Annotated in this window: 18 protein-coding genes, 3 tRNA genes and 2 pseudogenes; 9 read left to right on the top strand and 14 right to left on the bottom strand. The window is 51.9% G+C overall.

Translation table 11 applies throughout. The features are described 5' to 3' along the window. Positions 1 to 243: 243 nt before the first annotated feature. The 3 genes and pseudogenes from IAE48_RS04780 to IAE48_RS04770 form a co-directional block, all read left to right on the top strand. Positions 244 to 513, top strand: a pseudogene (locus IAE48_RS04780) (dATP/dGTP pyrophosphohydrolase domain-containing protein); the annotation flags it as partial. A 71-nt stretch (positions 514 to 584) separates the two neighbouring features. Beyond that, positions 585 to 815 (top strand): DUF4224 domain-containing protein, encoded by a 231-nt coding sequence (locus IAE48_RS04775; protein ID WP_370568958.1) that lies wholly within the window; start codon positions 585 to 587, stop codon positions 813 to 815. 1 nt (position 816) lies between these two features. Next, positions 817 to 1,921, top strand: a pseudogene (locus IAE48_RS04770) (integrase). A gap of 19 nt (positions 1,922 to 1,940) precedes the next feature. Here the strand turns inward: IAE48_RS04770 and IAE48_RS04760 are convergent. The 6 genes from IAE48_RS04760 to uvrY form a co-directional block, all read right to left on the bottom strand. Then, positions 1,941 to 2,027, bottom strand: a tRNA-Leu gene (locus IAE48_RS04760). A 12-nt stretch (positions 2,028 to 2,039) separates the two neighbouring features. Further along, positions 2,040 to 2,113, bottom strand: a tRNA-Cys gene (locus IAE48_RS04755). A 54-nt stretch (positions 2,114 to 2,167) separates the two neighbouring features. Beyond that, a tRNA-Gly gene (locus IAE48_RS04750) sits at positions 2,168 to 2,243 on the bottom strand. Between the two features lie 148 nt (positions 2,244 to 2,391). Continuing rightward, entirely contained in the window at positions 2,392 to 2,940 is a 549-nt protein-coding gene (gene pgsA / locus IAE48_RS04745; RefSeq protein ID WP_023480080.1) for a CDP-diacylglycerol--glycerol-3-phosphate 3-phosphatidyltransferase, read from the bottom strand. A 56-nt stretch (positions 2,941 to 2,996) separates the two neighbouring features. Continuing rightward, positions 2,997 to 4,829: an excinuclease ABC subunit UvrC gene (gene uvrC / locus IAE48_RS04740; RefSeq protein WP_042712092.1), complete on the bottom strand. Its 1,833-nt coding sequence runs from the start codon at positions 4,827 to 4,829 to the stop codon at positions 2,997 to 2,999. Continuing rightward, positions 4,826 to 5,482: a UvrY/SirA/GacA family response regulator transcription factor gene (gene uvrY / locus IAE48_RS04735; RefSeq protein WP_094420782.1), complete on the bottom strand. Its 657-nt coding sequence runs from the start codon at positions 5,480 to 5,482 to the stop codon at positions 4,826 to 4,828. Before uvrY ends, uvrC begins: the two co-directional genes overlap by 4 nt. 461 nt (positions 5,483 to 5,943) lie before the next feature. On the opposite strand from uvrY, the gene IAE48_RS04730 reads away from it, so the two are divergent. Next, a complete protein-coding gene (locus IAE48_RS04730) occupies positions 5,944 to 6,168 on the top strand; it encodes a DUF2594 family protein (protein WP_042712094.1) in 225 nt (74 codons plus the stop codon). Positions 6,169 to 6,233: 65 nt separating this feature from the next. Here the strand turns inward: IAE48_RS04730 and sdiA are convergent, their stop codons facing one another. The 7 genes from sdiA to IAE48_RS04695 form a co-directional block, all read right to left on the bottom strand. Further along, positions 6,234 to 6,956, bottom strand: coding sequence for a transcriptional regulator SdiA (sdiA, locus tag IAE48_RS04725; protein ID WP_042712095.1), 723 nt, complete (start codon positions 6,954 to 6,956; stop codon positions 6,234 to 6,236). Between the two features lie 269 nt (positions 6,957 to 7,225). Further along, positions 7,226 to 7,978 (bottom strand): L-cystine ABC transporter ATP-binding protein TcyN, encoded by a 753-nt coding sequence (gene tcyN, locus IAE48_RS04720; protein ID WP_200133646.1) that lies wholly within the window; start codon positions 7,976 to 7,978, stop codon positions 7,226 to 7,228. Further along, entirely contained in the window at positions 7,975 to 8,643 is a 669-nt protein-coding gene (tcyL, locus tag IAE48_RS04715; protein ID WP_076770078.1) for a cystine ABC transporter permease, read from the bottom strand. The genes tcyN and tcyL overlap by 4 nt, the downstream gene beginning before the upstream one ends. Positions 8,644 to 8,662: 19 nt before the next feature. Beyond that, on the bottom strand, positions 8,663 to 9,649 hold the full coding sequence (gene dcyD / locus IAE48_RS04710) for a D-cysteine desulfhydrase (protein WP_200133645.1): 987 nt from the start codon (positions 9,647 to 9,649) through the stop codon (positions 8,663 to 8,665). A 107-nt stretch (positions 9,650 to 9,756) separates the two neighbouring features. Then, on the bottom strand, positions 9,757 to 10,557 hold the full coding sequence (gene tcyJ, locus IAE48_RS04705; RefSeq protein WP_124967959.1) for a cystine ABC transporter substrate-binding protein: 801 nt from the start codon (positions 10,555 to 10,557) through the stop codon (positions 9,757 to 9,759). 80 nt (positions 10,558 to 10,637) lie between these two features. Beyond that, positions 10,638 to 11,189, bottom strand: coding sequence for a flagella biosynthesis regulatory protein FliZ (gene fliZ / locus IAE48_RS04700; RefSeq protein ID WP_042717714.1), 552 nt, complete (start codon positions 11,187 to 11,189; stop codon positions 10,638 to 10,640). A 62-nt stretch (positions 11,190 to 11,251) separates the two neighbouring features. Further along, entirely contained in the window at positions 11,252 to 11,971 is a 720-nt protein-coding gene (locus tag IAE48_RS04695; protein WP_023480141.1) for an RNA polymerase sigma factor FliA, read from the bottom strand. Positions 11,972 to 12,356: 385 nt separating this feature from the next. On the opposite strand from IAE48_RS04695, the gene IAE48_RS04690 reads away from it, so the two are divergent. Genes IAE48_RS04690 through IAE48_RS04670 form a run of 5 tightly spaced genes read left to right on the top strand, consistent with a single transcriptional unit; the run spans position 12,357 to position 16,270 of the window. Continuing rightward, positions 12,357 to 12,752 carry an FdtA/QdtA family cupin domain-containing protein gene (locus IAE48_RS04690; protein ID WP_128482706.1) on the top strand — a complete coding sequence of 132 codons (396 nt, stop codon included), beginning with the start codon at positions 12,357 to 12,359 and terminating at the stop codon, positions 12,750 to 12,752. Positions 12,753 to 12,801: 49 nt separating this feature from the next. Next, a complete protein-coding gene (locus IAE48_RS04685) occupies positions 12,802 to 13,680 on the top strand; it encodes a hypothetical protein (protein ID WP_200133644.1) in 879 nt (292 codons plus the stop codon). 4 nt (positions 13,681 to 13,684) lie between these two features. After that, positions 13,685 to 14,191, top strand: a complete 507-nt coding sequence (locus IAE48_RS04680; protein WP_200133643.1) for a DapH/DapD/GlmU-related protein — start codon at positions 13,685 to 13,687, stop codon at positions 14,189 to 14,191. Continuing rightward, positions 14,184 to 15,167: a GNAT family N-acetyltransferase gene (locus tag IAE48_RS04675; protein WP_200133642.1), complete on the top strand. Its 984-nt coding sequence runs from the start codon at positions 14,184 to 14,186 to the stop codon at positions 15,165 to 15,167. Before IAE48_RS04680 ends, IAE48_RS04675 begins: the two co-directional genes overlap by 8 nt. Beyond that, positions 15,164 to 16,270 carry a DegT/DnrJ/EryC1/StrS aminotransferase family protein gene (locus IAE48_RS04670; protein ID WP_200133641.1) on the top strand — a complete coding sequence of 369 codons (1,107 nt, stop codon included), beginning with the start codon at positions 15,164 to 15,166 and terminating at the stop codon, positions 16,268 to 16,270. Before IAE48_RS04675 ends, IAE48_RS04670 begins: the two co-directional genes overlap by 4 nt. A gap of 69 nt (positions 16,271 to 16,339) precedes the next feature. Here IAE48_RS04670 and IAE48_RS04665 read toward each other — a convergent pair whose 3' ends face one another. Continuing rightward, positions 16,340 to 19,864 carry a glycosyltransferase gene (locus tag IAE48_RS04665; protein WP_200133640.1) on the bottom strand — a complete coding sequence of 1,175 codons (3,525 nt, stop codon included), beginning with the start codon at positions 19,862 to 19,864 and terminating at the stop codon, positions 16,340 to 16,342. Positions 19,865 to 20,091: the final 227 nt, after the last annotated feature.

The raw sequence follows: 20,091 nt of genomic DNA, 5'->3' as shown, positions 1-20,091 counted from the left end.
CTAGCCAGACCAGCAGATCCCTTAAGAAGGTGCACACCCGTCGCTTCACGGGTCAGAGTAACGCCCACAGCTTCTGCATTCGCCACGCCTGCGCCGCACTGTCTCTTCAATATCAGGACGCGTACAGTCCTCTTTGCTTTTCACAATGCGAACGATCGGCGATGCAGCCTTGATTGAACCGTCTGCAGCCCTCGTGATATTAACCGGGGATATGGGCCCTGGACGTTTTCACGTCTCGCGGACATGTTCGAATTCTTCGCATCGTGGGGAGGCGGGATCAACACCTCCTACTGGTCAGAAAGAAGGTTGGGTAGTGTCGGTCTTCTCAAACACCTTGCGAAAGAAGCTATTGAAACCGCTGACGAACAGGATGATTTAAGCGAGTGGGCTGATATGCAATTCCTGTTGTGGGATGCGCAGCGTCACGCCGGGATCAGCGATGCTGCAATCAACGCGGCAATGGAAGAGAAGCTGAAAATTAACATGGCGCGCCAGTGGCCGGAGCCTAAAGACGTTTAGCCACTAATGCATATCAAGGCAGCGCGTACCGATTGAAATAGCCGGTTGTAGCCGACAGTGGAGATATGACAATGAGCGATAATAGCCGACGCTTTCTTACTCCCGATGACCTTTATCAGTTGACTGGTTATCGCCGACCTTCTTTGCAGTGCAAAGCGCTAAAGGAAAGCGGCGTATTTTTTATCCCGCGCAAAGACGGAAGGCCTGGCACAACCTGGTCTCATGTCGACAACCCCGCGGGGGTGAAAAAGTATCAGGCCCCCCGGAGGAATAAGAACCAAATTTTGATGATATGAGATGCCCAGAGCGCGTAAGAACCCGGAGGATAACTGGTTGCCTCTGCGCGTAAGGCGAGGTAAATCGGCTTATGAGTTTAGGTCGCCAGATGGAAGAACAATTCGCTTGTGTAACAACGACCTGACGAAAGCTCAGGTGTGGGCAGAATATGAACGGTCCATCAGCGATATCAAGCTTGGTAAAAATTTTCTTGGACTATGCGAAGACTTCTTTAACTCCGGTGATTTTCACGAATTAGCACCGGAAACGAGAAAGGACTACACGAAGTATTCAGCTAAGGTGAATATCGTCTTTGGAAAGATGAAACCGGGCAACATTAAACCTGAACATATCAGAAAATATATGGATCGACGTGGTGTCTAAGTCGCGTTCAGGCGAACCGGGAAAAGGCCTTTATGTCACGTGTTTTTAGATGGGCATATGAGAGAGGTAAGGTGAAAATGAATCCTTGCCAGGGAGTTAAACAATTCAAGGAGCAAGCCCGCACACGATACATGAGTGACCGGGAATATAAAGCCTTACTGGACGTTGCTTCAACACCAGTAAAAATAGGGATGGAGATCGCTTATCCGTGTTGTGCGCCCCAGGGTGACGTGCTGGATTTAAAGAAAAGTCAGCTGCTTGAAGAGGGGATCCTCATACACCAGAGTAAGACCGCTGTAACGCAGATAAAAGCCTGGACCGAGCGTCTACGTGCAGCAATAGGCATGTCGGATAATTTGCCACTCCACCCCGGAATGGTAAACATCTCTGTTATCCATCAACCTTCTGGATCAAGGTATACGTGGGTGCATTTAACACCTAATAGATGAAGGCCAAAAAGGCTGCGGCGGAGAAATACCCTGAGCTGGACTTTCAATTTACCTTCCACGATCTGAAAGCAAAAGGAATATCAAATCTGCAAAGAACATTAAATGAAAAACAGGAAATATCCGGGCACAAAAACGCTTCTCAGACGGCGAGATACAACCGCAAGGTATCGATAGTTCAGGTCGTTAGGAGCAGTGATGCCCTCTTTTTTATGGCGAAAGCCAATGGCGAAACCAAATTTCAGGCACAAAAAAACCACCTTTCGGTGGTTTCACGACACTGCTTATTGCTTTGATTATTCTGCTTTTTCCCCATGGTACCCGGAGCGGGACTTGAACCCGCACAGCGCGAACGCCGAGGGATTTTAAATCCCTTGTGTCTACCGATTCCACCATCCGGGCTCGGGAAGAAATTGGAGGCGCGTTCCGGAGTCGAACCGGACTAGACGGATTTGCAATCCGCTACATAACCGCTTTGCTAACGCGCCAAAATCCTTCAGGCTTTTCAGCCAGCACCCGCTGTAACAGCCGATGCGTAAAACTGGAGCGGGAAACGAGACTCGAACTCGCGACCCCGACCTTGGCAAGGTCGTGCTCTACCAACTGAGCTATTCCCGCATCATCAAGCGTGTTGTAATCGCTTGATTTTATTATCTTCTGGCAAGCTGTGCCGCCTTCCGATGCGTTGCATTCTACTTACCTGACGCAATGAGTCAACGATATTTTTCAAAAGCACGATCGTTTGCTGAAATTTGCGACGAAACGATCACGGTTCGAGCAGATCGCCGCGTGCAGCGTTGAGATACTGCAGCATCGACCACAGCGTCAGCACCGCGGCAACAAAGAAGAGCGCAATACCGGCGTACTCCACCCACTGGTTTGGTCGCCACAGCAGCCACACCAGCGCCACCATCTGCGCCGTGGTTTTGACTTTACCGATCCATGAGACCGCCACACGGCTGCGCTTGCCCATCTCTGCCATCCACTCGCGCAGGGCCGAGATGATAATTTCACGGGCGATCATCGTTGCCGCAGGCAGCGTCACCCACCAGCTGTGATAGTGCTCCGCCACCAGCACCATCGCGATCCCGACCAGCACCTTATCGGCTACCGGATCGAGAAAGGCGCCAAAGCGCGTGCTCTGGTTCCAGCGACGCGCCAGATAACCGTCAAACCAGTCGGTTACCGCCGCGCAGCAAAAAATAAGGGCGCAGACAAACGGCGCCCAGTTGAACGGCAGATAGAACGCCAGAACGAAAAACGGGATCAGGATGACGCGAAAAAGGGTGAGCAACGTAGGAATATTGAATCGCATGTTGGCGTTAACTGTCTGTTGTCCGTAAAATTTCGCTCTATGTTGCTACAGAGCCCCTAATGTTTCAACGAGTAGAAGATCTTTTCTGCCAGACCTTGCGAGATGCCCGGCACTTTCGCAATTTCCTCAATGCTGGCGTTCTGTAACCCTTGCAGACCGCCCATATACTTCAGCAGCATCTGACGGCGTTTCGGCCCCACCCCTTCGATGGTTTCAAGCGAGCTGGTGTTCTTCACCTTCGCCCGTTTTTTACGGTGTCCGCTGATGGCGTGATCGTGCGATTCATCACGAATGTGCTGAATCACATGCAGCGCGGGTGAATCCGGCGGCAGGCTGAACCCCTCCCCCTCTGGCTCGAAAAAGAGCGTTTCCAGACCGGCTTTACGGTCAGCACCCTTCGCCACACCCAACAGCAGCGGCTTATGTTTATCCCACGGTACGTCCAGTTCGGCAAACACCGTTTTCGCCTGGCCCAGTTGCCCTTTACCCCCATCGATGAGGATCACATCAGGGATCTTGTTCTCTTCAATGGCTTTGCCATAACGGCGGCGCAGCACCTGGTTCATCGCCGCGTAGTCATCCCCCGGCGTGATGCCGGTGATGTTATAACGACGATACTCGGCGCGCACCGGCCCGTTAGGATCAAACACGACGCAGGAAGCGACCGTCTGCTCGCCCATAGTATGGCTGATATCAAAGCACTCCATGCGTTTTACCGCAGGCAGATTAAGCACGCTCGCCAGCGCGGCAAGGCGCTGATGGACGGTCGACTGCTGAGAAAGCTTAGTGCTCAGCGCCGTCGCGGCATTGGTGCGCGCCAGCTTCAGATAACGGGCGCGATCGCCACGCGGTTTGGTCTGCACATTGACTTTACGCCCGGCCAGCTCTGAAAGGGAATCACCCAGCAGGGTTTTATCGGTAAGGTCAAAGTCGAGCAGGATTTCGCCCGGCAGCGTGCGCATCTGGCTACCCTGCAGATAAAACTGGCCGACAAAGGTTTCGACTACTTCGCCAAGCTCGGTGCCGCCCGGCACTTTTGGATAGTAGCTGCGGCTGCCGAGCACCTTGCCCTGGCGAATAAACAGCACATGGACACAGGCCATGCCAGCGTCAAACGCCACGCCGATAACATCAAGATCGTCGCCGTTATTGGATACGAACTGTTTCTCCGTTACGCGCCGTACCGCCTGGATTTGATCGCGCACGCGCGCGGCTTCTTCAAAATCGAGCGCCTGGCTGGCTTGCTCCATTCTCGCGATAAGCTGGGTCAGCACCTGATCGTCTTTGCCGGCGAGGAACAGCCGCACATAGTCGACCTGCTGCGCATACTCCTCTTCGCTCACCAGTCCCTCAACGCACGGACCAAGGCAGCGACCAATCTGGTACTGCAGGCACGGACGGGAGCGGTTGCGATAGACGCTATTTTCGCACTGGCGAACAGGGAAGATTTTTTGCAACAACGCCAGCGTTTCCCGCACCGCGTAGCCGTTCGGGAAGGGGCCAAAATACTCCCCCTTCGCATGCTTCGCGCCGCGATGGGTTGCCAGACGAGGGTGCGTATCGTTGCTGAGGAAAATAAACGGATAAGATTTATCGTCCCTGAGCAGCACGTTGTAGCGAGGCTGGTAAAGCTTGATGTAGTTGTGCTCCAGCAGCAGCGCTTCGGTCTCCGTGTGCGTAACGGTCACGTCGATCTGTTGGATCTGCGCGACCAGCGCTTCGGTTTTGCGCGAGGCGAGATTGCTGCGGAAGTAGCTGGAAAGACGTTTTTTCAGGTCTTTTGCTTTACCGACATAGATAACGGTACCGCCGGTGTCATACATACGATAGACACCGGGCTTACTGGTTACCGTTTTCAGAAAGGCTTTGGAATCAAAAACTTCAGTCACTGACTTATTAACGTCTCCGCATTGCACAAACCATGGCGAATGGCGAGGTGCGTCAGTTCGACGTCACCGTGAATGTTCAGTTTACTGAACATCCGATAGCGATAGCTGTTCACCGTTTTCGGGCTCAGATGCAGTTGCTCTGAGATCTCATTGACCTTCTGGCCCTTTGTGATCATCAGCATAATCTGCAATTCACGTTCCGACAAACTGTCGAACGGTGAATCTGTCTTTTCTGGCTCGATTTGGCTAAGCGCCATCTGCTGTGCAATGTCAGAAGCGATATAGCGTTGGCCTGAGTGAACGCAGCGAATGGCGTTAACCACGTCCTGCGGCGCAGCGCCTTTCGTGAGATAACCCGCAGCGCCAGCCTGCATCACTTTGGCGGGCAAGGGGTTTTCGGTGTGAACGGTAAGCATGATGACTTTTGTGTCGGCACTGCCGCGCGCGATTTTACGCGTCGCTTCAAGGCCGCCGATACCGGGCATATTCATATCCATGAGAACAACATCAACCGCATTGGCACGACACCATTTAATGGCGTCTTCACCGCAGTTGACCTCACCCGTCACTTTTATGCCCTTAATATCTTCGAGAATGCGTCGTATCCCTGCGCGCACCAGTTCATGGTCATCAACAAGTAGTACGTTGATCAAAGGAGTATCTCCGGAAAAGGGATAACGCTGCGAAAACTAATTCGGCATATATTAGCTTTTTTTTAGCCCATAATGAAAGGCAAAAAAACAATCACCGCCAACTTTGTTCTCGTTTTTGGAAATGAAGTTGTACATAAGCTGGAAACTTTTTTCAATATAAAAAACGAAGCGGTAAAACCATAATTTCTTTCTTTTCAGAAAGTTAGCAAAAGAGAGTCGATTAAGCAGAAGAAATTACGCGAATATACTTGTTACAGCAATTAACCACGCTTAACGCACGCTAAACATATATTTCATCTACAACAATAACGTAACCTTAATTTTCAACGCCGCCTCAACCAATTACTTTCTATAGCGGCGAAAAAACAACCACTGCATTTTTTTATAAGCCTTGTGGTATACTTCGCGGCCTTAACAGCAATCGTCGCGGAACTCCGTGACAATGTAATGAGGAAAATAAATTGAGCACACCTGATTTCACTACCGCCGAAAATGCAAAAGAACTGGCGCAGGAAGTCGCTTGCCTGAAGTCGATGATTACCCTGATGCTGCAAGCGATGGGCCAGGCGGATGCAGGCCGCGTGATTATTAAAATGGAAAGATTAATTGCACAGATGGAAGATGAAGCTCAGGCCGACGTATTTTCCAGCACCGTTAAGCAAATTAAACAAGCTTACCGCCAGTAATTACTCGCCGGCTGTCAGGCGCTCTGACAGCCGGAATCACTTTGCGACTTCCGTCGCATTCTCTATTAAATTATTCCCGTTGCCGCCGCATAGCAGGCAATTTGCGTTTTATTCGGCGCGTTAAATTTCTTCTGCATATTCTTCTGGTGGAAATTGACCGTGTTTTCGGAGATAGAGAGAATCATCGCTATTTCCGCCGAGGTTTTCCCCTCTGCCGTCCACTTCAGAATTTCGCGCTCGCGTTTACTGAATTTCATCTCCGGTGTCATCACCGTATGGTCCGCGAGGCGCGTCAGTGCCAACAGGCTCAACTGCACCAGCGTCTGCAAACGCATCTCTATTTCATCGTCGGCCATCGTCTTGCCAAACAGGCTGGAGCGCGAAACGGACAGAAAACCGAGCGCATGGTTAGGCAGCATTAAACACTGCGAAACCCCTTTGCGCAGGCCGTGGTCGCGTGCGGCGTCCCACAATGTCATCGCATCATGAAAGAGTTTATCGTTCCACGGCAAGTGTCCCTGGATGAAGTTTTCAGGCTTCAGCACCGGATCGACAGCGAAGTAATTCTCTGCCTGATAGTGCTCCATCCATCCAGGCGGATATGAGGTTTCCACGCTCAGCTTCGGCCGGGTGAAAGGCACCGGATGCCGCACGCAAAGCGAGTAATAATCAAACTCCAACAGCTGTGTCTGCTGCTGAATCTCCGTATAAACGTCCTGTGCCACAGTCATTTCCTGAAAACGCGAAATCATTTCACGACGCCAGGTTAAAAAATCTTTTTGCTGCATACCGACCGGTAATACCCCTGCATTTATTAATCATATTTTTGTATACAATAAGCTAACACATAAAACTTAATTATAAATATAAAATATCGGGATAATTGGTAAGGAGTTCACTTTATTGCCGAATTAAAGCACGGCGAGCAGCGGGAAATAAGGCGTAAAAGACAACATTATTTCCCTGGCATAGGTGGGCTAATTGGTTACTTTAATAAAGGCTTTAAGTAAAATCGTCGCGATTCAGCGCCCGGCACTGCTGAATCGCGCGATCTGCTTTACTGGGTGAGGAATTTTTCAAGGAACTGCTGCGTGCGCGCCTGCTGTGGTTCGGCAAACAGCGTTTTCGCCGCACCCTGCTCTACAATGCGACCCTGATCCATAAAAATCGCCCGGTCTGCGACATCGCGGGCAAAGCTCATCTCATGGGTAACGATCACCATGGTGCGTCGCTCCTGCGCCAGTTGACGAATAGTGTTTAACACTTCGCCCACCAGTTCAGGATCGAGCGCCGAGGTAGGTTCGTCAAAGAGGATCACATCCGGGCGCATTGCCAGCGCGCGGGCTATCGCCACACGCTGCTGCTGACCGCCGGACAGACGGCGCGGATAGCTGTTCTCTTTGCCGCTCAGCCCCACTTTCGCTAACAGTTCACGTGCTCGTGCCAGTGCCTCCTCCTTCGGTTCGCCTTTAACAATCACCGGGCCTTCAATAATGTTTTCCAGCACCGTGCGGTGGGGAAAGAGGTTGAAGTTCTGGAACACAAAACCGACATGCTGACGCAGTTCGCGGATGGCGCTTTTCTGCTGACCGACAGAGCGGGTGGCGTCGATGGTGATACTCCCGACACGAACAGAGCCGCTCTCCGGTTGCTCAAGCAGGTTAATACAGCGCAGCAGCGTGGTTTTCCCCGAGCCGCTCGGGCCGATGATCGCCACCACTTCGCCCTCTTCCACCTGCAGATCGATACCGTGCAGCACCGTCTGCCCCTGGAACTTCTTCACCAGGTTTTTTACATCGATTGCGCTCATTTCGGATCCTGCTCCTGCCGGTTAAGCTGGTTTTCAAAGTAGTTCTGTAACGTCGAGAGCACCGTCGCCATCACCCAGTAAATGAGCGATGCTGCCAGATACATGGTGAAGACCTCCAGCGTACGCGAGGTGATAAGCTGCGCCTGGCGAAATAGCTCCGGCACCTGAATGGTCGCCGCCAGCGAGGTGTCTTTCACCAGGCTAATAAAGCTGTTACTGAGCGGTGGCAGCGCCACGCGCGCCGCCTGCGGGAGAATGGCGCGGCGCAGCGTTTGCCACGGCGTCATGCCGATACTGGCCGCCGCTTCCCACTGCCCTTTATCGATCGAGGAGATCGCCGCACGCAGGGTTTCTGCCGCGTAGGCCGCCGTATTGAGCGACAGGCCAATCATCGCCGACGGGATCGGGTCGAGTTCGATACCGAACTGCGGCAGACCGTAGTAGATCATAAACAGCTGGGCGATAAGTGGCGTACCGCGAAATACAGAGATATAGAAACGCGCCAGCCAGCGCAGCGGCAGCAGCTTCGACATGCGCATCAGCGCCAGTAAAAAGCCAAGCAGCAGGCCAAAAAACATGCCGCCGATACTGAGCTGTAGCGTGAAGACCGCGCCCTTTAGTAAATAGGGGGCGGAGTCGATAACGAGTTGTAGGCTCTCTTGCATTCTGGTTTTTCTGCCTGCGTTAAAGGTGAGGATGGTAGGCAAAAAGCGCCGGTGCGCCGCCCGTATGCACAAACAAAATAGGGCCGTTATCTTTAAAGCGCTTCTGCTCGATGCCATCAAGCAGGCCGGCCATCGCTTTGCCGGTATAAACCGGATCGAGCAGGATCCCTTCAAGGCGCGCCAGCAGTTTTACCGCTTCCATCCCTTCATCATTCGGCAGCCCGTAGCCTGGCGCGTAGTACTCATCCCACAGCTGGATATCCGCCTGTGCTTGCAGCTCAAGCTGACGGGCAATCTCCTGTTGCAGCGTCACTACTTTCGGTTTTTGCTCCGCGACGCTGCGCGAGACGGTAACGCCAATCAGCTCTACGTCCGGCATCAGCTGTTCCAGCCCCACCGCCAGCCCGGCATGGGTACCGGCGCTGCCGGAGGCGACCACCACCGAGGAGAGACCGAGCACGCCTTCACACTGCTGTGCGATCTCCAGCGCGCTCTCGACGTAACCCATCGCCCCCAGCGCGTTAGAGCCGCCCACCGGCACAACATAGGGGCGAAAGCCCTGCGCTTCAATGCGCGTTGCCAGTTCGCTCAGCTGAGCTGCGGGGTCGGTAAGCGCGTCGCACATCTCAATTTGCGCATTAAAGAGATCGAGCAGCAGGCGGTTGCCATTGGTGAGGTAGTTTTCCGCACGGGTTCCGGTCGGGTTTTCCAGCAGCGCGACGCAGTGCAGGCCGAGCTTCGCCGCGACCGCCGCCGTCTGGCGCACGTGGTTAGACTGGATTGCGCCCGCGGTAACCAGCGTATCGGCGCCTTCGCGCAGCGCATCGGCAGCGAGAAATTCCAGCTTGCGCAGCTTGTTGCCGCCCATTGCCAGCGGCGTCACATCATCGCGTTTAATATAAATGTCGCGTCCAACGTAATCCGATAAGCGCGGCAAATAGTCGAGCGGCGTCGGCGCGCCGATAAACTCAAGGCGAGGAAAACGGGTTAAATTGTGTAAGGGCATACAACCTCCTGAAGCCGCAAAGATACGTAATGGATTTATTATGCACGGAAATATCCGCCGCAATAAAAAAGGCGCTTGATTAAGCGCCTTTTTTTAGCAGAGCACGATTACTTCGTTACATCTGCGCCGAACCATTTTTCCGACAGCGCCTTCATGGTGCCATCTTTCTGCATCTCGGCAATGGCCGCATCGATCGCTTTCAGCAGGTCATCATTACCTTTGCGCACCGCCACGCCAGACTCCTGACGGGAGAAAGCATCACCGGCGACCGCCAGCGTATCTTTGGTTTTCTTCACCAGATCCAGCGCCGCCAGGCGGTCGACCAGAATGGCATCAATACGGCCTACGCGCAGATCCTGGTATTTGGTCGGGTCATCATCATAGGTACGAATGTCGACGCCCTGCACGTTTTTGCGCAGCCACTCTTCGTAGTTGGTGCCAAGACCAACACCGACTTTCTTACCTTTCAGATCGGCAGGCGTTTTGATGCTGCCTTCATTGCCTTTTTTCACCAGCGCCTGAATACCGGAAACGGTGTATGGCGTTGAGAAGTCATACTTTTTCTTGCGCTCATCAGAGATGGTGACCTGGTTTATCACCACGTCGATGCGCTTTGAGTCCAGCGAGGCCAGCATGCCGTCCCATTTCGTCGGCTTCAGCGACGCTTTTACGCCCAGATGCTGCGCCAGGGCTTCGGCGAACTCCACTTCAAACCCGGTCAGCTTGCCATCATCACCCTGAAAGCTGAACGGCGGATAGGTGCCTTCCAGCCCAACTAATAATGTGCCGCGCTCTTTAACTTTGTTCAGCAGATTTTCTGCGGCAAAGGTTTTGACGCTCATACCGGCCACCAGCGCGACAGCCATAACACCCATCAATGCCTGACGACCCAAAAGTGCTAGTTTCATTCTTCCCCCACTAAGAGATTCGCTATAGCGCGCCGCGTCTGAGCGCTAAGCCCAGCCGCGGCCTGATAACACATTCTTTTTTAATATATATCAGATGTCGCGCCGACAGCGATCTTTTGCGCGCCAGTAAAGCGTTGTTGGGCTTTAAACTGAGCATATTTGCGCAAAGCGATGCGGTAATTGTTGGTGCTGGTCGCAGGAAGCCAGGGTTCGAGGTTCTCATCAAGGAACCCCTCTTCCAGCAGTTGGCGGGAGATATTCAGTTCAGTGAGATGGTTACCGAGGCGGCGAAGTCGCACGACATATTCGCGCACCGTACCGTGGCTCATCTCAGTCTGTTCGAAGAGGTATTGTTTAAAGCCGATGATATCGAAGAAGTCGCTCTGCTCTTTGCAGTGCAGATCGCCACAAAAGCGGCAGAGTGCCACCCACTCTTTTTGCTCTTGTAGCCACGCGGCTTCATCCAGCAGCATGTCCAGTCGCGAAATCGCAATTTTGTTGACGATCTCGCCACGGCGTACCAGTGTAATGCGGTCGAGCAGTTTGTGGCAGTGAGCACAATGCGTTTGGCTGTGTTTAAAGTCTTTCAGGTAGCGGCTTAATGGCCGTCTTTTCGATTGCTGCACCGTCATGATAACTCCTGGTTGTCAATGCGTTGTTCGGCATTTACCAGGGGCGATGCAGTATCACCGACCTATAACTTACCCAGCTTGGTACGTAAGCGCTTAATGGCCTGGCTATGGAGCTGGCTGACACGCGATTCCCCGACTTCCAGTACGGCACCGATCTCTTTGAGATTCAGCTCCTCCTGGTAGTACAGCGTCAGGACAAGTTGTTCACGCTCGGGCAGCGACTCAATCGCTTCCATCACCCGGTGGCGTAAATTACTCTCCATTAACTGGAATAACGGGTTTTCCTGTTGATGATCTTCCGTCACCAGCTCGATACTGTCGCCGTGCTCTTCCCGCCATTCGTCATAGGAGAAAAGCTGACTATTGTTCGTATCGAGCAGCATCTGACGGTACTCCTCAACGGGAATACCAAGACGCTGCGCCACTTCTGTTTCCGACGCGTTACGTCCCAGCTCTTGCTCTAGTTGCCCCATTGCCTGCGCCACTTCGCGGGCATTACGTCGGACACTGCGTGGCACCCAATCGCGGCTGCGCAACTCGTCCAACATCGCCCCACGAATACGCTGTACTGCGTAAGTGGTAAATGCCGTTCCTTGCAGAGCGTCATAACGATCTACTGCATTCAATAGACCGATGCCGCCCGCCTGTAGCAGGTCGTCCAGTTCCACACTTGCTGGCAAACGCACCTGCAGGCGCAATGCTTCATGACGCACTAGAGGAACATAACGTTGCCACAGCGAGTGTTTATCCATTACACCATCAGCGGTATAGAGTGAATTCACGATAAACGGCCCTGCGTTAATTGAGTTATCGGCGTGATTATCCGATTCTGTAGTGATTTTGATTGGATGAATAGGGACATAAAAATCAGTTTATTTTGCCAACATGCCACTTTTTTCTGCAAAAGCGACCATATTTCAAACAATTGTCGTACGTTTTCTGAGAAAAATAATTTGCACCAGGGAAAAATCCGTCGTTCGCGCCGTGCATAATCCTTATTCAAGTCATTGATTTATAATTGGTTAAATAAATGCAATGGGAGCAACCTCAATATTTATGTCTTTATTAACTTAGCTAAACCTCGCTTATTTGCAACTTTGGCTCCACAACCCGCGTGATACTCTCTTTTTTCATACCTCTCAAAATATCTCTACGGGTTCTCAGGCAATGGATATTAAATTTTTGCAGTTACAAGCGCACGGCGACGTACGCGGCTCGTTGGTTGCTCTGGAACAGGAAAACAATATTCCCTTCGAGATTAAGCGTGTCTATTACATGTTTAAAACGCTTGAGGATGTTCGCCGCGGTTGCCATGCGCATCGTCAATTGAAGCAGGTCGCCATCGCGGTACGCGGTTCATGCCGTTTTTTATTAGATAACGGTAAAGAACGCATCGAATTACTGCTCGACAACCCGGCGCAGGGTCTGTTGATTGACTCTGTCATTTGGCGAGAGATGTATGACTTCTCAGAAGATTGCGTTCTGCTTGTGCTTGCTGACCAGCTCTATGATGAAACCGACTATATCCGTAGCTATAGTGATTTTTTAGAAATAGCAAAATAAGAAGGTGCGAATGCACAGTAGTCAATGGATCCTCACTGAGGATCAGTTTATGAAACCTGCGTATCGGATCAGCCCTTTCTCAACGGCATCTATTGGCTTAAATAGTTCACATCCGCGCAGTGACCTTGCAGATGAATATTTCGCCGCGCTTTATCCGGGATACTCAGCCAGCTGGACGATGAAAGGCCGCGGGGCGATCGCGCTGGCGTTAGCCGATCTGGCACTTAAGCCAGACAGTGTGGTGACCATTCTCACCACCTCCGGCAATACCTATGCCAGCGGATGCGTCACGCGGGAAATCGAACGTTTTTGCCAGTGGAACCGCGCGCTCACAGACAATACGGACGCCGTATTGGTGATTCATGAGTTTGGTAGCCTCTATCCGGATATGGCGAGTCTTTACGCCAGCGGCTTATCGATCATTGAGGATTATGCGCACGCCTTTCACTCCCTCGCGCCGCATAAGCCACGTGGTGATTATGCTATCTACAGTTTTCCGAAATATTTCCCAATCCAGTATGGCGGCGTATTACTGAGTAAAAAGCCGCTTCGTCTCCTTTCTGACACACCTGCTGAAAATGAGCGCTATCTCAAGAATGTCATTTCTGCTGGGATCCCATTAATAGATAAGTGGCGACAACAGCGTATTGAGCATCACGCGTGGCTCGAAGCCGCATTTCAGCCATTGGGTTGTACACCGCGTTTTGCATGGCAACCTTATGAAACGCCATCCGTATTTATGTTTACGACACCTGACGAGATTAACTTGCCCGAGCTGAAATGCTTCATGCAGGAGCACGGTGTTGAATCCAGTATCTTTTATGGTGAGAAAGCTTTTTTCATCCCGCTACATCACAACTTATGTACGGTTGATCTCAATTATTTTGTCTCGCTGTATCGCTGTTTTGTAGACCACAAGAACAGGTGACCTGATGGAATATCAAAATATCCGTTTATTAGGAACGGCGAGCATCGCTGAAGGCACCACAGTCAATAATGTGGAACTTGGCAACGGGGTAAAAATCGCGAAACGCTGCTCCATTTTCGGTTCTGCCAGAGCGATCCTGCGCATCGGAGAAAACAGCTATATCGGCATGAACACGTTGATCAACGGTTTTAACGCCAGCGTGACGATTGGTAAAAATGTGAGTATTGCGCAGAACGTCAATATCATGTCTGACTCCGGGCCGAATGCCAGCCCTGCCCTGCAGCAGGTATATCCTATCCAGGCGGAACCCGTGACCATCGGTGATGAGTGCTGGATTGGCGCATCCGCCATCATTATGCCTGGCGTTACGCTCGGGAAATTTTGCGTCGTCGCCGCACAGAGTTTTGTTACCGACTCCTTCGATGATTATTCCGTTATTGGCGGATGCCCTGCCAGATTACTGAAAAAACTGGATCCAAAGGCACTACACAGGGAATCGATTGATGATTGAGATCTATCGTGATCAACACTATAGCGTGGCGATAGCAGACGAAGGTTATAGCACTACGCTGTTTAATCGGGATGATTTTATCCATTTTCAGCAGCAGGCATTTAATTGTGAACTGCGTATCTTCTGCCTGGTAAAGTTACAGACCAACAAAGTTATCGCTGCCCTGGATTTTGCTGCCAGAGCGCAGAGCCGCGACCGCTGGTTTACCCCGGTCACCGGCGCATTCAGTGATATCTACAGTATTAGTAACCTGAGCAGCGCCGAGCTTGAACTCTTTATTCAGCAGATAACCCAACACCTGATCTCCCAGGAAAAAGCCACGGCCCTGCAGTGGAAAACACCCCCGCTCTACTTCAACAGCACGATCAACAGCAAACTGCACAATACGCTTTATCGTTTGCAGTGGCAGATTGATGCATGGGAGCTCAACTTCCACCTGGCTCTTGCCGATCACGCTACATTCCGCAGCCGCTTAAGCGATACCAAACGTAAAGAGCTTAACAAGCTAAATCGCAGTGGAACCGAGTTTTCTCTGGTGGAGAACGAAGCGCAGATGCGGGACGTTTACGAGGTCATTCGTCTAAACCGGCAAGCGCAAGGCTACCCGATGACCATGAGTTGGGAGGCCCTCTTCGCGCTTAAAACACGGTTTGCAGACGACGTGTTTTTTGCGCAGTTACTGCGTGATGACACGCTGCTTGCCGGGGCGATCCTGTTAAAACTTAACGCCTCCACGCTGTATGTCTTCTACTGGGGTGAACACCCCGACTGCCGGAATGAATCACCGGTGGTGAAGTTGTGCGAGCATCTCTATCTGCTGGCGGCTGAAACCGGTGTGCGCTATCTCGATATTGGAATTTCTACGGCTGATTCACAGCCTAATGAAGGATTAATGAACTTCAAAACCAGCCTCGGCTGTGAAACCAGCCAAAAGCTTATTTTCAGTTATTCAGCACTCGCGGGGCACACCAAATGAAAGTGACGTTTTTGGACTTGCAAAAAATCAACGCCAATATTGAGGCCGAGCTGGTCGCCGCCTGTCAGAAAGTGATCCAGTCTGGTTATTATATTGGCGGCGAAGAGGTGACCGCCTTTGAACAGGAGTTTGCAGATTACTGTGGCACTTCGTTTTGCATCAGCGTCGGTAATGGTCTGGATGCGTTAACCCTGGTTCTGCGCGCCTGGAAAGAGATGGGAAAGGTGCAGGATGGTGACGAGGTCATTGTCCCGGCCAATACCTTTATCGCCTCAATTCTGGCCATCACCCAGGCCGGTCTTACTCCCGTACTGGTTGAACCCTGCCCGCGTACATTTACTCTTACCGCCGAGTCGCTTGAGCGCCATATTACCGCCAAAACCAAAGTTGTTTTACCGGTGCATTTATATGGTCAGCTGGCACCGATGGAAGAGATCATGGCCGTCGCTCGCCAGCACGGTTTACTGGTATTAGAAGATAGCGCACAGGCACATGGCGCCAGCATCAAGGGCACAAAAGCGGGAAATTGGGGCGATGCGGCAGCGTTCAGTTTCTATCCGGGTAAAAACCTCGGGGCGTTGGGCGATGCAGGCGCTATCACCACCAGCGACCAGCAGTTGAAGCAGATCGTTAGCGCTTTGCGCAATTATGGTTCCCATAAGAAATACGAAAACATTTACCAGGGTGTGAATAGTCGTCTTGATGAAATTCAGGCCGCCATGCTACGCATTAAGCTTCGTTATCTGGAAAAAGAGATCGCCGCTCGCCGCGCAGTTGCCCGCTTCTACCTCGACCATATCACTAACCCACTGATTCACCTGCCGGAAGAGAACGCCCCTGAAGCGCATGTCTGGCATCTTTTTGTGGTGCGCTGCACAGAGCGGGACGCTTTACAGAAGTGGCTTGCCGACTGTGGCATTCAGACACTGGTGCACTATCCTCACCCGCCGCATAAACAAGCGGCATACCCGCAGTTCCACAACCTGAGCCTGCCGGAAACGGAAAGGATGCATCAGGAGGTGCTGTCGTTGCCGCTCTCTTCAGTGCTGACGGTTGACGAGCAGCAGTATGTGGTAGAGAAGATCAACAGCTTTCGCCCCTGAGATACTCTGGGGCAATAGCGAGGCATAAAAAAGCCGGTTAACATTAACCGGCTTTTTGTTAGCTGGGATTTACGGCAGCCATGCCGCAGCCCACTCTCTCGCTTTAACTTCATTAAGCGTGAAATCGCGCATTACCGCCTCATACAGCGCTTTGCCCTGTTTCTCGCTGGTATCGGGATCGTTCAGATGCATCAGGATCGCTTCATGCCAGTCCTTAAAGCGGTTCTTCACACGCGTTACGGGCAAGTCATCACGATAGCACTCAACATCACTGCAAATGACCGGTACTGCGCACGCACCGTACTCCAGCAAACGTAAGTTACTCTTACAGACGTTGAAAGCATTATCCTCAACAGGCGCTAACGCCAGATCAAGATTTAACGATGCCAGCTTCGCCGGATAACGACCAATCTCTACGCCAAGATGGAACTCCTTGACGTAAGGACGCAGTTTTGGCGGACACATACCGAAGAAGACCCAATCAACCCGATCGGCAAAGGCTTTAACCACGTCAAAAATCATTTCTAAATCGCCGGTATGGCTGGAACCGCCCGCCCAACCGACACGCGGTTTTTTACTTTGATGACGCAAGCTTTGCAAATTCCCCCACCAGTCCAGCGATAAGCAGTTCTTACGTACCACAATATCCGGATGCATACCGGCAAAGGCCTCGGCCAACGGTGCGGTCGAAACGACGAAGCGGTCGGCGAAACTGAGGCTTTTGCGCACCATTTTCAACACATCGTTACCGAAATCCTTACGGTGATGATTTTTCAGCGGAATATTCGGCAGGTAGTCGTCCAGTTCGAAGACTTTAAATGCCGAGTTATGCTGGGCGATTTTTGTTGCCCATTGATGATATTCCGGGGTTATCTGGCGCTGGAAAACGATGCTATCTGGCTTATAACGCTCAAGGTACGGGACGCTCAACAGGTTGGTCTGTAACTTACCATCGACCAGGCCGTGATCGCGCATCGCTTCAAAAGGCTTGATAATGCGATAGTTGCCGCAACCGAAGAAATCACCCATATGCGCCAGCACCACTGGCAGAGGATTCCAGCCCAGCGGGCGCCAACTCAAATGGCTGTCGGGACAGACATTGAAATGGTTACTGCTTAAAGAGAGGTGCGGGCTGTAGGCCGGATCGTTTGTGATCAGCGGCATCCAGCGGCTATAAAACCGATCTTCTTCGTGATCTACCTGCGGTGAAACGGGCGCAATCTCTTCGCTCTCTTCACTCTGGCGCTTTTCAACCGAGCGCAGGAGTTTGGCATATGGCGTCCAGACGGTCAGGAAACCTGCCTCGCGCGAACGTAAACAGAAATCAACGTCGCTATAGAGCGTCATCGATTCGTCAAAACCTTGTAGCGCGGCGAACAGTTCCTGTCGCACCAGCATAAAATCACCGGAAACAGCGCTGTAGTTCTGTACCGCATGAAGCCGTGACATCAACCCGTTATGCGTATCGTTGGTGCCCAGGAAAGCGTCGCCGACGACGCCGTTCATTCCCAACACATAGCCGGCGTTGCTTACCGTACCGTCTGCGTAGACCTGCTTACCACCGACGATGCCCACTTCAGGGCGCAGCGCGTGGTTCATCAACTCGTGGAGCCAGTTCTTATCAATAAACGCCGTCAGGGCGTTTACCAGCACAAGGTATTCGCCACGCGCGATGCTCGCGCCAAGGTTGACACGCTGTGCATAGTGCAAATTACCGTGGTAGCGCTGCACGTTGACACGCTGCTCATCAACCGCAACAACCGAGGCCAGCCAGTTATCACCTTCCGGCCCTATCGTGTCGCTAACGACCATGACCAGCTCATAGTTAAGCCAGCGGGTATTTTCAATCAGCGACATGACACAGGCCACAAGCGACGCGAGATCGTTATCTGCCACAATCACTATCGACACGACCGGTGTCATTGCGTGACCGTAATGAAGTCGGTAGTTACCCTGCGATGTCAGTTCAATCTGCGCGTCATTGTAGCCACGGTTTGCCAGATGTTGCTGGATAGCCCTGACTTCATCGGCATTCGCTTGCAGATCAAAGGGGACATTCAGCAGCGGTTCCGCCAGATGACCGATTGAATTGAACCCCTGCGTTTCGACGATTTTTAACGCCAGATTTAATTCAAAGGCTCGCGGATAGTTCTCATCAAAACCGTTAACCGCCTGCAGGAGTTCACGACGCCACAGCCAGTGGTGCGCCATATTGTATGGTGCGCTGAGGAGTAAATCGAAATTGAAATCGGGGCGGAACCTGGCACTGATCAGATGTTGGTCAATGAAGCCCGTTTCATCGCAGTAGACGGCAAGCAGCTCACCCGCCTGGCCGAGCGTGGTTTCCAGTGCGTTTAAACCGCCCGGATGAAAGGTTACCCCGGCAGTTACGCAGATCACCCATTCACCCTGCGTTTCTGCCAGCACGCTATTTATCGCTGCGATGGGGTTGGATTGCGCAGGGTAATGACGTACGCCCTGCACGTCACTCTCACCAACAACCACGACTTCAAATTTGACACCCTGCAGATGCTGCGCCAGCAGCGAATCATAGGTCGCGACGATGTCAGCTTCGGTCGCTTGCGTACCATCAATGATTACCGTTAGCGTGCGCTGCAACTGGCCAGCCTCGATAAAATCATTGATCAGCTTGCGCTGGATCGGCAGTACTCTTCGCTCCGCCAACCAGCGCTGGAAATAATTTTCCTTCAGCGATAACCCCATCGTTTCGCGAATATGGGCATAGCGAAACGCGTCGTCAGAATAAAGCGGCGCGATACGCACGCCCTTCGCCGGATCGAGTGCATGTTGCTCAGTGTATGCGCTGGCGAATTTCAAATAGGTGTCGTGGCTATTTTGCGCACGCGGATCCTGCGCCCTGCCGCTTTCGCTTTTTTGCTGGCGTGAAATACGGAAGAAACTCAGCGGTTCTGCGAGGTAGGCCAGGTGGCTATGGGTCAGAATTTTGGTGTAAAAAGTTAAATCTTCCAGGAATTCCATTACCTGGCCATCAATTTTGTACCAGCTATCCGGCGAGTCAATTAATGCCACGATATCTTCACGATACATAAGAACCGTACAGGGTTCACCGATAAAGTTCACGATGCCACGGCTCTGAAACGCTAAAATATCCTCGCCATGAATGACGCTATCGACGTTGACCGGCGAGGCAGTCGCGAAAATATCTTCCTGGATGAGCCCTTCAGCATTAATACGCTGGCGGCGGGAGGTCGCGATGCGGATATCTTCACGCGCTTCAATAGCGTCCACCAGTTTCGACACGCAGGATGGCGCGAGCAGATCATCATCGGCAAATAATTTGACGTACTCCCCTTTGCTTTCAAGAAAGCAATGGTTGTAGTTACCAATATCGCCCAACGCCGGCTGGTTACGAAAATAGCGAATCGGATGGCGACTCTTCGCTTTAAAGCGTTCAACGATCTGTTCTGGCTCACCAAACGGTGAATCATCGCTGACAATAATTTCGCAATTGGGATAATCCTGATTCACTGCACTGGCAAGCGTCTCTTCAAACCATGTCGTTTTATAGGTTGGAATAATGATGCTAACTAGCGCAGGATTTTTCTTAGACATCAAATATGTACCTTATACCGTGATGCTGAGCGGTGGGAAATTGACATATCGTATAACGAAGTCAGCCTGGCTCAATATCCGATGAAGCATGCAAAATGCCCCCATTCCCGGCGTTTGCCCGGATAAAAAATGGCAAAAAAAAACCCGGCCAGGCCGGGTTTTATCAGACATTGCGTAATTAACGCAGCAGGGACAGCATGGTCTGCGGAACCTGGTTGGCCTGCGCC

The sequence above is a fragment of the Kosakonia sp. S57 genome (assembly GCF_016516575.1).
GTDB lineage: Bacteria > Pseudomonadota > Gammaproteobacteria > Enterobacterales > Enterobacteriaceae > Kosakonia > Kosakonia cowanii.
This window is presented reverse-complemented; position numbering and strand designations above follow the sequence as displayed.